The organism is Ideonella sp. WA131b (genome assembly GCA_023657425.1).
Lineage (GTDB): Bacteria > Pseudomonadota > Gammaproteobacteria > Burkholderiales > Burkholderiaceae_C > Rubrivivax.
In genome coordinates this window covers 967836-980654 of the sequence record JAGTJW010000002.1, presented here as the reverse complement: position 1 = coordinate 980654, position 12819 = coordinate 967836, and the positions used below count along the sequence as shown (strand labels likewise).

At 73.2% G+C, this 12819-nt stretch carries 10 protein-coding genes; 3 read left to right on the top strand and 7 right to left on the bottom strand.

Features of this window, described 5'->3' with window-relative positions; translation table 11 throughout:
* The 5 genes from KA711_14585 to smc all read right to left on the bottom strand — a co-directional run bounded on the left by KA711_14585 (nt 1) and on the right by smc (nt 8983).
* Nucleotides 1-1632, bottom strand: a complete 1632-nt coding sequence (locus KA711_14585) for a hypothetical protein (GenBank protein MCM0610195.1) — start codon at nt 1630-1632, stop codon at nt 1-3.
* A gap of 70 nt (nt 1633-1702) precedes the next feature.
* Nucleotides 1703-2239, bottom strand: coding sequence for a peptide deformylase (locus tag KA711_14580; protein MCM0610194.1), 537 nt, complete (start codon nt 2237-2239; stop codon nt 1703-1705).
* A gap of 74 nt (nt 2240-2313) precedes the next feature.
* Nucleotides 2314-4350 carry an NAD-dependent DNA ligase LigA gene (gene ligA, locus KA711_14575; GenBank protein ID MCM0610193.1) on the bottom strand — a complete coding sequence of 679 codons (2037 nt, stop codon included), beginning with the start codon at nt 4348-4350 and terminating at the stop codon, nt 2314-2316.
* 16 nt (nt 4351-4366) lie between these two features.
* Nucleotides 4367-5446 (bottom strand): cell division protein FtsZ, encoded by a 1080-nt coding sequence (locus KA711_14570; protein ID MCM0610192.1) that lies wholly within the window; start codon nt 5444-5446, stop codon nt 4367-4369.
* A 21-nt stretch (nt 5447-5467) separates the two neighbouring features.
* Nucleotides 5468-8983: a chromosome segregation protein SMC gene (gene smc / locus KA711_14565; GenBank protein MCM0610191.1), complete on the bottom strand. Its 3516-nt coding sequence runs from the start codon at nt 8981-8983 to the stop codon at nt 5468-5470.
* A 112-nt stretch (nt 8984-9095) separates the two neighbouring features.
* Here smc and KA711_14560 point away from each other — a divergent pair, with 112 nt between their 5' ends.
* Nucleotides 9096-9566, top strand: coding sequence for an SET domain-containing protein-lysine N-methyltransferase (locus KA711_14560; protein MCM0610190.1), 471 nt, complete (start codon nt 9096-9098; stop codon nt 9564-9566).
* On the opposite strand, the gene KA711_14555 is transcribed toward KA711_14560, so the two are convergent.
* Entirely contained in the window at nt 9494-10063 is a 570-nt protein-coding gene (locus KA711_14555; protein ID MCM0610189.1) for an amino acid ABC transporter ATP-binding protein, read from the bottom strand. The genes KA711_14560 and KA711_14555 overlap by 73 nt on opposite strands.
* A gap of 13 nt (nt 10064-10076) precedes the next feature.
* Between KA711_14555 and KA711_14550 the strand changes: the two genes are divergently transcribed.
* Together KA711_14550 and KA711_14545 are read left to right on the top strand one after the other, a co-directional pair.
* Nucleotides 10077-10367: a TonB-dependent receptor gene (locus KA711_14550; protein ID MCM0610188.1), complete on the top strand. Its 291-nt coding sequence runs from the start codon at nt 10077-10079 to the stop codon at nt 10365-10367.
* 170 nt (nt 10368-10537) lie between these two features.
* Nucleotides 10538-12097 (top strand): ankyrin repeat domain-containing protein, encoded by a 1560-nt coding sequence (locus KA711_14545; protein ID MCM0610187.1) that lies wholly within the window; start codon nt 10538-10540, stop codon nt 12095-12097.
* Nucleotides 12098-12113: 16 nt separating this feature from the next.
* Here KA711_14545 and KA711_14540 read toward each other — a convergent pair whose 3' ends face one another.
* Nucleotides 12114-12737, bottom strand: coding sequence for a TetR/AcrR family transcriptional regulator (locus KA711_14540; protein ID MCM0610186.1), 624 nt, complete (start codon nt 12735-12737; stop codon nt 12114-12116).
* Nucleotides 12738-12819 lie beyond the last annotated feature (82 nt).

The window sequence follows — 12819 nt, the reverse complement described above, 5'->3', positions numbered from 1 at the left end:
TCAGGGCTGGCGCAACAGGTGCTCCGGGTGGCGCACCGAGGGGGTCTGCTTGCGGCCCTCGGCCTCGGGGCCGGGGCGTGGCGCAAAGGGCCCCGGCCCCAGGGGCGCCAGCCGCGCCGCGGAGTCGCGGGGGTACTCCGGCAGACGGTCCGCCATGCCACCGCGGTCCGGCCGTGACGGACCCGGCATCACCACTGGGGCCGGCATCACCAGCGGACCCGGCATCACCACCGGGGCCGGCGGCCCGGGCCGTGCAGGACCGAACGCCGGGTGCTCCTCCCGCCGCTCCTGCGCGCGATCCGGCCCGCGGTCCTCGCGCCGATCCCAGCGTTCGCGATCCCGCGGCAGCACAGGCGGCGGCACGGTCACCGGCTCGATCGGTCGTCGCGGCAGGCTGCCGGGCACGGTGTGCAGCTCGCGCAGTGGCCGCGGGCCCCAGCTGCCGTGCCAGGAGTCGACGCGGTCGAGGTGGTGTTGGCTGTGGCGGTACCAGGGCCGGTAGGGCACCCGCGGCGGCAGTGGGGCCCAGCCCACACCCGGGCCGCCGACGTGCACCGACACGTACAGCGATGGGGTGCCCGCCCAGACCACCAGCGCGGGCGCAAACACCGGCCGCAGCACGGCGGCGCCCGGCCACCACACCCAGCGGCCCCGCCAGGTGAGCCAGCGCCCGTAGTGCGAAGGCGCAAATCCCCAGGGCGCGCGGTCCACCCAGGTCCAGCCCCAGGGCCGCAACCACACCCAGCGGCCTTCGCGGTACGGCGCCCAGTCCGGCGCCACGCCGGCCGGCAGCCACACCCAGCCGTACTCCGGGACGCGCTCCCAGCGGCCGTGGCGGTCCAGCTCTTCCGCGCCGGTGAGCTCGGGCGACACGCGCCGTTCACCGGCGCGCGCCCAGGCGTCCTCCTGCCGGCGGTCGGCCACATCCTCGCGAGCCACCCAGTCGGCGAACTCGTCGGCCTCGGGCCGGGCCTCGGCCATGAGCAGCCGCGAGCCCTCGCGCCACAGCAGCTGGCGCTCGCCCGCCTCGACGACGGGGCCGCCGTCCACCCGCAGCGCGCCGCGCCAGGCCTGCACCGCCGTGCGGTCGCGCTCGCCGTCGATCAGGCGGTCGATGCGGTACAGGCCTGCACGCAGCGGCGCCACGCGGGCTTCGCCGGTGGCGACCTCGGTCTCGAAGGCGCGCTCGGGGGCGTTCAGGCGCACGGCCAGGCTGCCGCGGTGCAGCCGCACGAGCAGCCGCTCGTCATCGAGCCGGGTCAGCTCCAGCTCGCTGCGCTCGCCCAGGCGCAGCACGGTCGAGCCGATGCGCACCTCCAGCCGCGCGCGCGCACCAGTGGCCAGGCGGTCGCCGCCGGTCAGCGGGCGGTTGCGGTCGGTGCCGTTGTCGGCATCGCGCCACGCACCCCGCTCGGGGTCGAACAGGGACACCGGGCCATCGAGCAGGGCCAGGCGGCCGACGCGGCCGGGCGGATCGGCCTCGGCGGCCCACCCGGCGCCGGCCAGCCCCAGCAGCGCCGTGCCGAAGGCCAGCCACCGGGCGATGGCGGCCGCGGCGTCGACGATCCAGCGGCCGACGCCGCCACGGCCCACGCGCGCCCACCGGCGCGCCGGGAAGTGATGCAGGTCCATGCCGACATCAACGCACGAGCCCCGCGCTGCGCCGACCGCGGATCGGGGGGTGGGATGTAAAGACAGTCTCTCAGTCGTCGTCGGCAGCCGCGAGCCCCGGGAACAGCACCTCGGTGTAGCCGAGCTGGGTCAGGTCGGTCATGCGCGTCGGGTACAGACGGCCGATGAGGTGGTCGCACTCGTGCTGCACCACCACGGCATGAAAGCCCGTGGCCTCGCGCTCGATCGCGCGGCCGCGCAAGTCTTGCCCGGCATAGCGGATGCGCGCGTGGCGGGGCACGCGGCCGCGCAGCCCGGGCACCGACAGGCAGCCCTCCCAGCCCTCGACCATCTCATCCGACAGCGGCGTGATCACCGGATTGAGCAGCACCGTCTCGGGCACCGGCTCGCGGTCCGGGTAGCGCCGGTTCTGCGTGAAGCCGAAGATCACCAGCTGGAGGTCCACCCCGATCTGCGGCGCCGCCAGGCCAGCGCCCTGGGCGGCGTGCAGGGTGTCGAAGAGATCGGCCACCAGCGCGTGCAACTCGGGGGTGTCGAACTGCCGCACCGGCTGCGCCACGCGCAGCAGGCGCGGGTCGCCCATCTTGAGGATCTCGCGAACGGTCATGGTTCTGCCTCCGAAGAAATGGCAACCTGGCGCAGCTCTCGCCACCCCGCACTGCCAGGCGATGCACAGTGACCTCAGGCATCGCCGGCTTTCAGCAGGGCCAGCAAACCAGCCTCGTCGATCACCGTCACGCCCAGCTCCAGCGCCTTGGCCAGCTTGCTGCCGGCCTCGGCGCCGGCCACGACGTAGGCCGTCTTCTTCGACACCGAGCCGCTGACCTTGCCGCCCGCGGCCTCGATCAGTGCCTGGGCCTGATCGCGCCCCATCGTGGGCAGCGTGCCCGTCAGCACCAGCGTCTGGCCGGCCAGCGACCTGAGGCCCAGCTGCTCGGCGCCGCCTTCGGGCCAGGTGATGCCCACGGCGCGCAGGCGCTCGACGATCTCGCGGTGGTGCGGCTGGGCGAAGAACTGCTGCACGCTGTCGGCGACGATGGGGCCGACGTCGTTGACCTCGAGCAGCTGCTCGCGCGTGGCGTCCATCAGCGCGTCGAGCGTGCCGAAGCGGCGCGCCAGGTCCTTGGCCGTGCTCTCGCCCACGTGGCGGATGCCCAGGGCGTAGAGAAAGCGCGCCAGCGTCGTGTGCTTGCTCGTCTCGAGCGCCGCCACGAACTTGGCAGCGCTCTTGTCGGCCATGCGCTCCAGCGCCGAGAGCTTGGCCACGCCCAGCGTGTACAGCTCGGGCAGCGTGCGCACGAGGCCGGCGTCGACGAGCTGGTCCACCAGCTTGTCGCCCAGGCCCTCGATGTCCATGGCGCGCCGGCCGGCAAAGTGCAGCAGCGCCTGCTTGCGCTGCGCGGCGCAGTAAAGGCCGCCCGTGCAGCGGTGCTCCAGCGTGCCCTTCTCGCGCCGCACCGGGCTGCTGCACACCGGGCATGCGCGTGGCATGGCGAAGTTGGGCACGTAGGCCGCGCGGGCGCCGGGCATGCGGCCCACGACCTCGGGGATGACGTCGCCCGCACGCCGCACGATGACGGTGTCGCCCACGCGCACGCCCTTGCGGCGCAGCTCGAAGCGGTTGTGCAGCGTGGCGTTGCTCACCGTGGTGCCACCCACGAAGACGGGCTCCAGCTTGGCCACCGGCGTGAGCTTGCCGGTGCGGCCGACCTGGATGTCGATGCCGTTCAGGCGTGTGGCCTGCTCCTGCGCCGGGAACTTGTGCGCCACCGCCCAGCGCGGCTCGCGGCTCTTGAAGCCGAGCTGGCGCTGCCAATCAAGCCGGTCGACCTTGTAGACCACGCCGTCGATGTCGAAGGGCAGGGCGTCGCGCCCGGCCTCCACGGCGCGGTGGAAGGCCACCAGCTCGTCGGCGCCGACGCAGACGCGGCGGCGCTCGTTCACCGGCAGGCCCAGGCTTTGCAGCCAGCCCATCAGCTCGCTGTGGCGCGCAAAGGCCGGCGAGCCTTGTGACTCGCCCAGGCCGTAGGCGTAGAAGCTCAAGGGGCGCGAGGCCGTGACGGCCGGGTCGAGCTGGCGCACGGCACCGGCGGCGGTGTTGCGCGGGTTGACGTAAGTCTTTTCGCCGCGTTCGCGCTGGCGCGCGTTGAGCCGCTCGAAGGCGTCGCGGCGCATGTAGACCTCGCCGCGGACCTCCAGCACGGAAGCTGCGTTGCCTTGAAGCCTCAACGGGATCTGCCCGATCGTGCGGATGTTCTGCGTCACGTCCTCGCCCGTCTCGCCGTCGCCGCGCGTGGCGGCCTGCACCAGCACGCCCTGCTCGTAGCGCAGGTTGATGGCCAGGCCGTCGAACTTCAGCTCGGCGGCGTAGCTCACTGGCGGGGCGTCGTCGGCCAGTTCGAGCTCACGGCGCACGCGGGCGTCGTAGGCGCGGGCGCCCTCGGCCGTGGTGTCCGTCTCGGTCTGGATGCTCAGCATCGGCACGGCATGCCGCACCGGTGCCAGGCCCTCGAGCACCCGGCCGATCACGCGCTGAGTGGGCGAATCGGGAGTGCGCAGCGCCGGGTGCGCCTGCTCCAGGGCCTGCAGCTCGCTGAACAGGCGGTCGTACTCGGCGTCGGGGATCTCCGGGTCGTCGAGCACGTAGTAGCGGTGTGCGTGGAGGTGCAGCAGCGCGCGCAACCCGGCGGCGCGGCGCGCGGCGTCGTCGGGGGTCATGCGGCGGCCCTTGCCCTCAACTGAACAGCCGCCGCGCCGCCGGCGAGCCGGCCGGCAGGCCGAGCTGCTCAAGCCGTCCGTAGAGCTCGCCGATCTCGCGGCCTATGGTGTCGAAGGCGTGCAGGGTGATCGGCTGGCCATGGTCATCACAGGCCACGGCGTCGAGCTCGTCGCAGAGTTTCTTGGCCATCAGGTGCCAGGCCGGAAAGGGCTCGGCCGTGGCCGGCGTCTGGGGCACGTCGAGCGACAGCCACAGCTCGCGCAGCGCCGACGGCGCGGCGGTCTCGTCGGCGGCGGCCAAGGCGGCGTTGGCGTCCAGGGACAGCACCAGCACCGGCGGCGCGCCCTCCTCGTCGGCCGGCAGCACCCAGCGGCCGGGCACGGCCCCGGCCGTCAGACCGGCGCGTTGCGCCGCCTGCTGCACGAAACCCAGGCTCCAGGTCCCGTGCTCGCTGCGCAAGGTGATGGCCAGCTGCGCATCCAGCGGCGCGGCCAGGCTGTCGAGCTCGCGGGCGCGCGCCACCACCTCCAGCATGTCGGGCATGTCAGCGCGGGCGCCCAGGGCCTCGGCCAGGGCCTCGACCTTCTGCACGAACTCGGAATACTCGATCTCGTTGAGGGCCCCGCTGCGGCTGGCGAGCTGCACGCCAGCCTGCAGCTCGCCGTAGCGGCGTCCGGGGCTGACGGGCTCCCACTCGCCGGTCTCCGTGTCCAGCCCCTCGATGTAGAACGGCTTGCTGCCGGCGCGGCGCGACGGCGGCGCGTGCTGCAGCACCAGCTCGGCACTCACCGGCGCATCCAGCGCCATCGGCACCAGCGCGTCGATCAGCGCATCCAGCCGCGGCACGCGGCGCAAGGGTGCGGGGCGCAGCGCCCCCTCGGCGGCAGGCTGCGGCTCGCCGGGTGCGGTGACGGCACCCGGCTGCTCTGCCGCATCCAGCGGTGGATCGGCCCGCTCGTCGGTGGGACCGGCGGGCCAGCGCGGGTGGGCCTGGCCGGGCCGCGGTCGGGCGCGCCGCACGCGCCACCAGCCGTGCAGGACCAGCGCGAGGATCGCAGCGCCGGCGGCGAGGGCGAGTGCGGTGGTCAGCGTCACGGGGCGGGGCCTCTCATACGCTCAAGCCGCCTCGGCCATGCCCAGCGCGCTCAGCATGTCGACCGCCACGATGCGGCTGACGCCTTGCTCCTGCATGGTCACGCCGATGAGCTGCTCGGCCATCTCCATGGCGATCTTGTTGTGGCTGATGAACAGGAACTGCGTGCCCTGGCTCATCCGCGTCACGAGCTTGGCATATCGCTCGGTGTTGGCGTCGTCCAGCGGCGCGTCCACCTCGTCGAGCAGGCAGAAGGGCGCCGGGTTGAGCTGGAAGATGGCGAACACCAGCGCGATGGCGGTGAGTGCCTTCTCGCCACCGCTGAGCAGGTGGATGGTGCTGTTCTTCTTGCCCGGCGGCTGCGCCATCACCTGGACCCCGGCGTCCAGGATCTCCGTGCCCGTCATCACCAGCCGCGCCTGGCCGCCCCCGAACAGGCTGGGGAACATCTGGCCGAAGTGCTCGTTGACCTGGTTGAAGGTGCTGACCAGCAGGTCGCGCGTCTCGAGGTCGATCTTCGCGATGGCGTCCTCGAGCGTGCGGATGGCCTCGTTGAGGTCGGCGTTCTGCGCGTCGAGGAAGGTCTTGCGCTCGCGGCTGGTGGTGAGCTCGTCCAGCGCGGCCAGGTTGACCGCACCCAGCGCGTTGATCTCGCGCTGGATGCGGTCGATCTCGGTCTGCAGCCCCCAGAGCTTGACGCCACCGTCTTCGATGGTCCTGGCCAGCGCCTCAAGATCCACCGCCGCGGCGCTGAGCTGCTCAAGGTATTGCGCCCCGCCCAGCTGCGCGGCCTGCAGTTCGAGCTGCAGCTTGGTGATCTGCTCGCGCAGCGGCTCCAGGCTGCGTTCGAAGGCCAGGCGCTGCTCGTCGGCGCGCTTCAGCTGCGCGCTCAGGTCGTCGTAGGCGCTGCGCGCCAGGCCCAGGGCCTGCTCGCGTTCGAGCTTGACGGCCAGCGCACCCTGCAGCCCGCTCTGCGCCGCGGCGTCGTCGAAGCTGCCCAGTTCCAGCTGCAGCTGTTCGCCGGCCTGCACGTTGGCCCGCACCTGTGCGGCGGCGGTCTCGATGCCGCGCTGCAGCTCGGCCTGGCGCGCCACCAGCGTGCGGGCCTGGAAGCGCGCCTCCTGCGCCTGGCGTTCGAGTGCCCTTTGCTGCTCGCGCTGGTCGGCCAGCGCGCGCTCGGCGGCGATGACGGCGTCCTCGAGCTCGGCGTGCCTTTCCTGTGCGTGGGCCAGTTCGATGTCCAGCTCCTCGAAGCGCGCCTCGCCGGTGGCGCGGCGTTCTTCCAGTGACTCGAGCTGCGCGTCGATCTCGGCCAACTCCTCGGCCAGCTGGCTGTGGCGGCTGTTGGCGGCGTCAGCCAGTTGGCTCAGACGCAGCAGCTCCACGTGCAAGGTGTGTGCGCGCTGCTGCGCCTCGGCGGCCTCGCGGCGCACGGTGGCCAGGCGTTGGCTGGCGTCGGTGTAGGCGGCCTCCAGCCGCACCTGCTGGGCCCGCGACTCGTCGGCGATCAGGGCCTGCGCGCGCTGCTGGCGGTCGAGGTTCTCGATCTCCTGCGCACGGGCCAGCAGACCGGCTTGCTCGCTGTCGGGCGCGTAGAAGGCCACGGCGTGCGGGCTCACGGCGTGGCCCTCGCGGGTCATGATGACCTCGCCGTGCGTGAGCTGCGCGCGCTGCGCCAGTGCGGCGTCGAGCGAGTCGGCGGTGTAGACGCCCTCCAGCCAGTCCGACAGCAGGGCCTGCAGCGAGGCGTCGCCGAGCTGCAACTGCGCGGCCAGCGGCGGCAGCGTGCGGTGGGTGGGGGCGGGCTGGCCCGAGGGCAGGGCGTAGAACGCCAGCCGGGCCGGCGGCGCGTCGGCGCCGAAGGCGCGCACGTTGTCGAGCCGTCCCACCGCGAGCGCGTTCAGGCGCTCGCGCAGCGCAGCCTCCAGGGTCGTCTCCCACCCATTGGTGATGTGCACCTGCTTCCACAGGCCGGGCGCGCCGGCGAGACCGTGCTTCTCGAGCCAGGGCTTGAGCTTGCCCTCGGTCTGCACCTTGTCCTGCAGCGCGCGCAGCGCCGACAGCCGGGCGCCGATGTCGGTGAGCTTCGCGGCCTCTCGCGCGGCCGTCTCCTGCGCCGTGCGGCGCTGCTCGTCGAGCGCCGGCACCTGCTCGGAGAGCTCGGCCAGCCGCGCATCGGCCTCGTCGCGGCGTTCGGTGGCGGCGGCTTCGTCGCCGCGCAGGGCCTCGAGGCGCGCCATGTCGGGTGCGGTCAGGCCCTTGCGCTCGGCTTCCAGCCGCTCGCGCCGGGTCTTCAGGCCGCGGCTTTGCTCCTCGACGTTGCGGCTGTCTGCGGCCAGCAGCTGGATCTGCTGCTGCACCTCGGCGGCCTTGGCGCGCTGGGTGTTGGCGGTCTGCTGCGCGGCGCGCACGGCCTCTTCGGCATCGGGCAGCAAGCAGCCTTGATCCTCGGCCTGCGCGTGCAACATGTCGGCCTGCTCTTCGGCGCCCACGATGCGGTCGGCAATCTCTGCCAGCTCGGCCTCGGCCCCTTGCTGCCGGCCGGCCCACTGCGCATTCTGTGCCTGCAGCTCCGCCAGCCTCGCCTGCGCGCGCTGGCGGCCCTCGACGACGTAGCGGATGCGCTCCTCGAGCCGGCTCACCTCGAGCGCGGCCTGCGCCAGCTCGCCCTGGCGCGCGTGCAGCACGTCGTTGGCGGCGTAATGGGCCTGGCGCACCTGTTCGAGCTCGGCCTCGGTGTGGCGCAGCTCGGCCAGCCGCGATTCCAGCGCATTCGTGGCCTCGGCCGCCGCGGCCTGCACACGGGCCTCCTCGGCAGCGGCGTCTCGGTGCTTCAGGAACCACAGCTGGTGCAGCTTCAGCGTGCCGGCCTCCTGCAGGCCGCGGTACTGGGCAGCCACCTCGGCCTGCTTCTCGAGCTTGTCCAGGTTGCTGTTCAACTCGCGCAGGATGTCTTCCACCCGCGTGAGGTTCTCGCGCGTGTCCTTGAGCCGGTTCTCGGTCTCGCGGCGGCGTTCCTTGTACTTCGACACGCCCGCGGCCTCCTCGAGGAAGAGGCGCAACTCTTCGGGTCGGCTCTCGATGATGCGGCTGATGGTGCCCTGGCCGATGATGGCGTAGGCCCGCGGGCCGAGGCCGGTGCCCAGGAACACGTCCTGGACGTCGCGGCGGCGCACCGGCTGGTTGTTGATGAAGTAGCTGCTGGTGCCGTCGCGCGTGAGCGAACGCTTGACGGCGATCTCGGCGAAGGTGTTCCACTGGCCGCCGGCACGCGCCAGCGTGTTGTCGAACACCAGCTCCACGCTGGCACGGCTGGCCGGCTTGCGGTTGCCGCTGCCGTTGAAGATGACGTCCTGCATGGACTCGCCACGCAGCTCGGAGGCCTTGCTCTCGCCGAGCACCCAGCGCACGGCGTCCATGATGTTGCTCTTGCCGCAGCCGTTGGGCCCGACGACGCCCACCAACTGCCCGGGCAGCTGGAAGGTGGTGGGTTCGGCGAAGCTCTTGAAGCCCGAGAGCTTGATCTGCGTGAGGCGCATCGGGGGTGGCCGCTCCGCGCCACGGCCGTGCCGTGCGCAAGTGCTTGATTCTTAAAGGAAAAAGCGCTCCGACGAGGGGCGCTGACAGGGCCGGATGATACCATCGCGCCCGATGCCGCCCGCCCTGCACGACGTGCCCGCCACCCCCCCTGCCGCACCCCCGGGCACGGGCCGTCCGGCCTACCAGAAGTACGCGGTGCACGTGGCCGAAAGCCGCATCGACGGTCAGGGCGCGTTCGCCGACGAAGCCATCCCGCCGCGCCTGAAGATCGGCGAGATCCGCGGCGAAAGCATCAGCGTGGCCGAGGCGCGGATCCGCGCCACGCGGCACGAGCGCATCATGATCGTCGAGCTCTCCGAGAAAAAGGCCATCGACTTCAGCCGCAGCTCAGACCCGATGCGCTACACCAACCACAGCTGCCGGCCGAACGCGCGGCTCGTCATCCGCAACGGGCGGGTGGAGTTCTATGCGCTGCGGGCCATCGCGGCAGGCGAAGAAATCACCGTGGACTACGGCGAGACACACCACGAGGGCCGGCTGGCCTGCCTCTGCGGCGCACCGGGGTGCCGGGGCGCGCTGTAGCTACCCACGCGCTGCTTCAGCGTGTTGGCCAGGAAGGCCTGCCGCCGCTCGCTGCGCGGGTGCCTGAGCAGCTCGTCGGGGGCGCCCTCCTCCTCCATCCGGCCCTGGTGAAGGAACATCACGCGGCGGCTGACCGCGCGCGCGCAGCCCATGTCATGTGTCGCCACGATCATCGTGCGACCCTCGGCCGCCACGCCGCGCAGCACGCGCAGCACCTCGCCCACCAGCTCGGGGACCAGCGCCGAGTTCGGCTCGTCGAACAGCATGACCTGCGCCTGCATGGCCAGCGCCCGGGCGATGGCCACACGCTGCTGCTCGCCGCCCGACAGGTGCGCGGGGTGGGCTTTGCGCCGGTGCCACACGCCCACGCGCTGCCGGTGATGCTCGGCGCGCTCCAGCGCTTCGGCGCGGGTCGGGCCCAGCACCTGCATCGACGCTTCGATGACGTTGGCCACCGCCCTCAGCCACGCCGCCAACAGGGCGGCCGACCGATGCATCAACGGCTACTGCTTGTTCAATGAGCTGGTGCTGACGCTGGGCAACTCGTACTGGTCGGCGCACACCGACGACAGCTGTCTGCCCGGCACCGCGCCCCGCGAGGTGGAGGCCTACTCGCTGTGGGACCTGTCGGCGAGCTGGAAGGTGACGCGTTCGTTCACCCTGCGCGCCGGCGTGCTGAACCTGGCCGATGCCGAGCCGCCCTTCAGCAACCAGAGCTGCTGTTTCCTGTCGACCTACGACCCGACCTACGCCGACCCGCGCGGGTGCACGGTGTTCGTCAGCGCCAGGTACGCGTTCTGATCGACGGCGGGCCGGGCTAACATCCGCGGCGGCGCACGCAGGGCGCCACCGGATCCGCGGACAGGGCCGAGCCCACCTGCAGGCGCACCGCCGGTGCGCCGGCTTCTTCGCCACCGTCCTTCGTGCAGCCCGATGCCGCGGATCCCGGGCACCGATGCATGGAGAACACCGTGAGCGATTCCGCCCGAGAGTCAGGCCAACCCGGCCACCGCACCCCGCCGCAGCCCCGGCGCGTGCTGCCCGAGCACCCCGACGCCGACCAGCTGCGCCGCCAGGCGCGCGAGTTGCTGCGCGCCTGGCAGCAGGCCGACCCCGAGGCCCTGGCGCGCGCCGCGCCGCTCGCGCTGCCGCCGCCACCGCGGCTGGCGCAGGCGCAGCTCGTCATCGCCCGCGAGCTGGGCTTCGCCAGCTGGCCGAAGCTGCTGGACGAGGTCGAGCAGCGCCGGGCGCGGGCGCTGGACGATGCGGCCTTTGTCGAGCGCGTGCTCGTGCTGGCCCTGGGCCGGGGCTACGCCGCGCCGCGGCCGGCTCAAGCGCAGGCGCTGCTGCAGGCCCGGCCGGGTCTGCGCCACCCGGCGCTGCGCCTGGTGCAGGGCAATGCCGCCGGCGTCGACGCGCGCCACCCGCTGCCGCCCTGGAACGCCGAGCCGCTCGTGCTGGTGGCGTATTCGTCGCTGGCCACGCTAGACGCCACGCACGAGCACGCCCTGGACCGCGCCGCCGGGCAGTTGCTGGCGGCCGGCGCCAACCCCAATGCCGGCCTCGTCGACCCCGAGTTCCCCGAGCGCCCCTTGCCCGCGCTCTACGGCGCCGTGGCGCGCGCCCGCAGCGTCGCGCTGGTGCAGCGGCTGCTGGCCGCCGGTGCCGAACCCAACGACGACGAGTCGCTGTACCACGCCGTGGAGCAGGACGACCGCCGCATTGTCGCCGCGCTGGTGGCTGCCGGCGCGCGCTGGCCCGGCACCAACGCGCTGTTCCGCCAGCTCGACTTCGAGCCGTTGGCGCACCTGCAGCAGGTGCTGGCGCTCGGCGCCGATGCCAACGAGCACGCGCCCGGCCTTGAAGGCGGCGCGCGGCCGCTGCACCACGCCGTGCTGCGCGGCCGCTCGCTCGCCCACCTCGAGCTGCTGGTGGCGCACGGCGCCGACATCACGGCCACCGACGCCCACGGCCACTCGCTGGCCTGGCACGCCGCCCGTTCTGGCCGGCAGGACGTCCTGGCCTGGCTGGCCGCGAAGGGGCTGCGGCCGCCCGAGGGCCTGCACGAGCGTTTCCTGGCCGCCTGCGCCGCCGCCGACGAGCCCGCCGCCCGCACGCTGCTGGCCGAGCGGCCGGGCCTGATCGCCGCGCTCGCCCCCTGGGACCGCACGCTGCTGCCCGAACAGGCGCAGCGTGGCGCGATGGCCTCGGTGCGGCTGATGCTGGCGCTGGGCTGGCCGGTGGACGTGCCCGGCCCCTGGCGGGCCAGCGCCCTGAACCAGGCGGCCTTCCGCGGCGATGCCGCCATGGTGGCGCTGCTGCTGCGGCACGGGGCGCGCTGGCACGAGAAGAACGGCTACGGCGGCGACGCGCTGGGCAGCTGCCTGCATGCCGGCTGCCACGAGCCGGTGCCCGGTGGCGACTACGCGGAGGTGCTGCGGCTGCTGCTGGCCGACGGCGCGCCGCCTCCCGACGACGACGAGCTCACCGACGCGATGCGCGCGGTGCTCGCCGAACGAGGCCCGGCCTGAGCGTCACGCCCCCGCCTCAGCGGCCCAGCGTCGCGTCGAGCGCGTGGCCGAGCATCGCCATCACGTGGGCCTGCACCTGGCCCGGCACGCGCGGGGCCAGCTTCAGGTGGTCCATCACGTCGGCCTGCGTGAGCGTGGCCAGGCCGTGCAGAGTCGACCAGATGGCCATCGCGTCCAGGTCCACTTTTGTGCGCTGGGTGGCACTGGCGCCGTGCAGCCGACGCAGGACGACCCGAAGCACGTCGAAGGCATGCACGGCATCGGCCACCAGCGCCGGCCAGGCCTGGCCGTCCTCGGCCTGCGGCCAGGGCGTGCCGAACATCAGCCGGTACTCCAGCGGGTGCTTCGCGGCGAATCGCAGGTAGCGCTCGCCGAGTGCGGCCAGGTCGCGGCGCGCGCCGGGCTCGGGCGGCCGGTCGTCGAGGAAGGCCGCGAACTCGCGGAAGCAGCGGCGGATGAGCTCGGCCAGCAGGTGGTCGCGGCTCGGGTAGTGCTTGTAGGGCGCCTGGTGCGAGACGCCGAGCCGGCGCGCCACCTCGCGCAGGCTCAGCCGCTCGATGCCGTGCTCGGCGATGAGCGCCCGCGCCTCGCGGACGCAGGCGTCCTTGAGCTCGGTGGGCGGGGCGTCGACGGGCGGCATGGCAGCGATGGCCGGATGCTACGCGCCGGTCTGGCGGGGGCGGTGAGTTGACAGTGTCAACCCTGGCGTGAGACGATGCGCC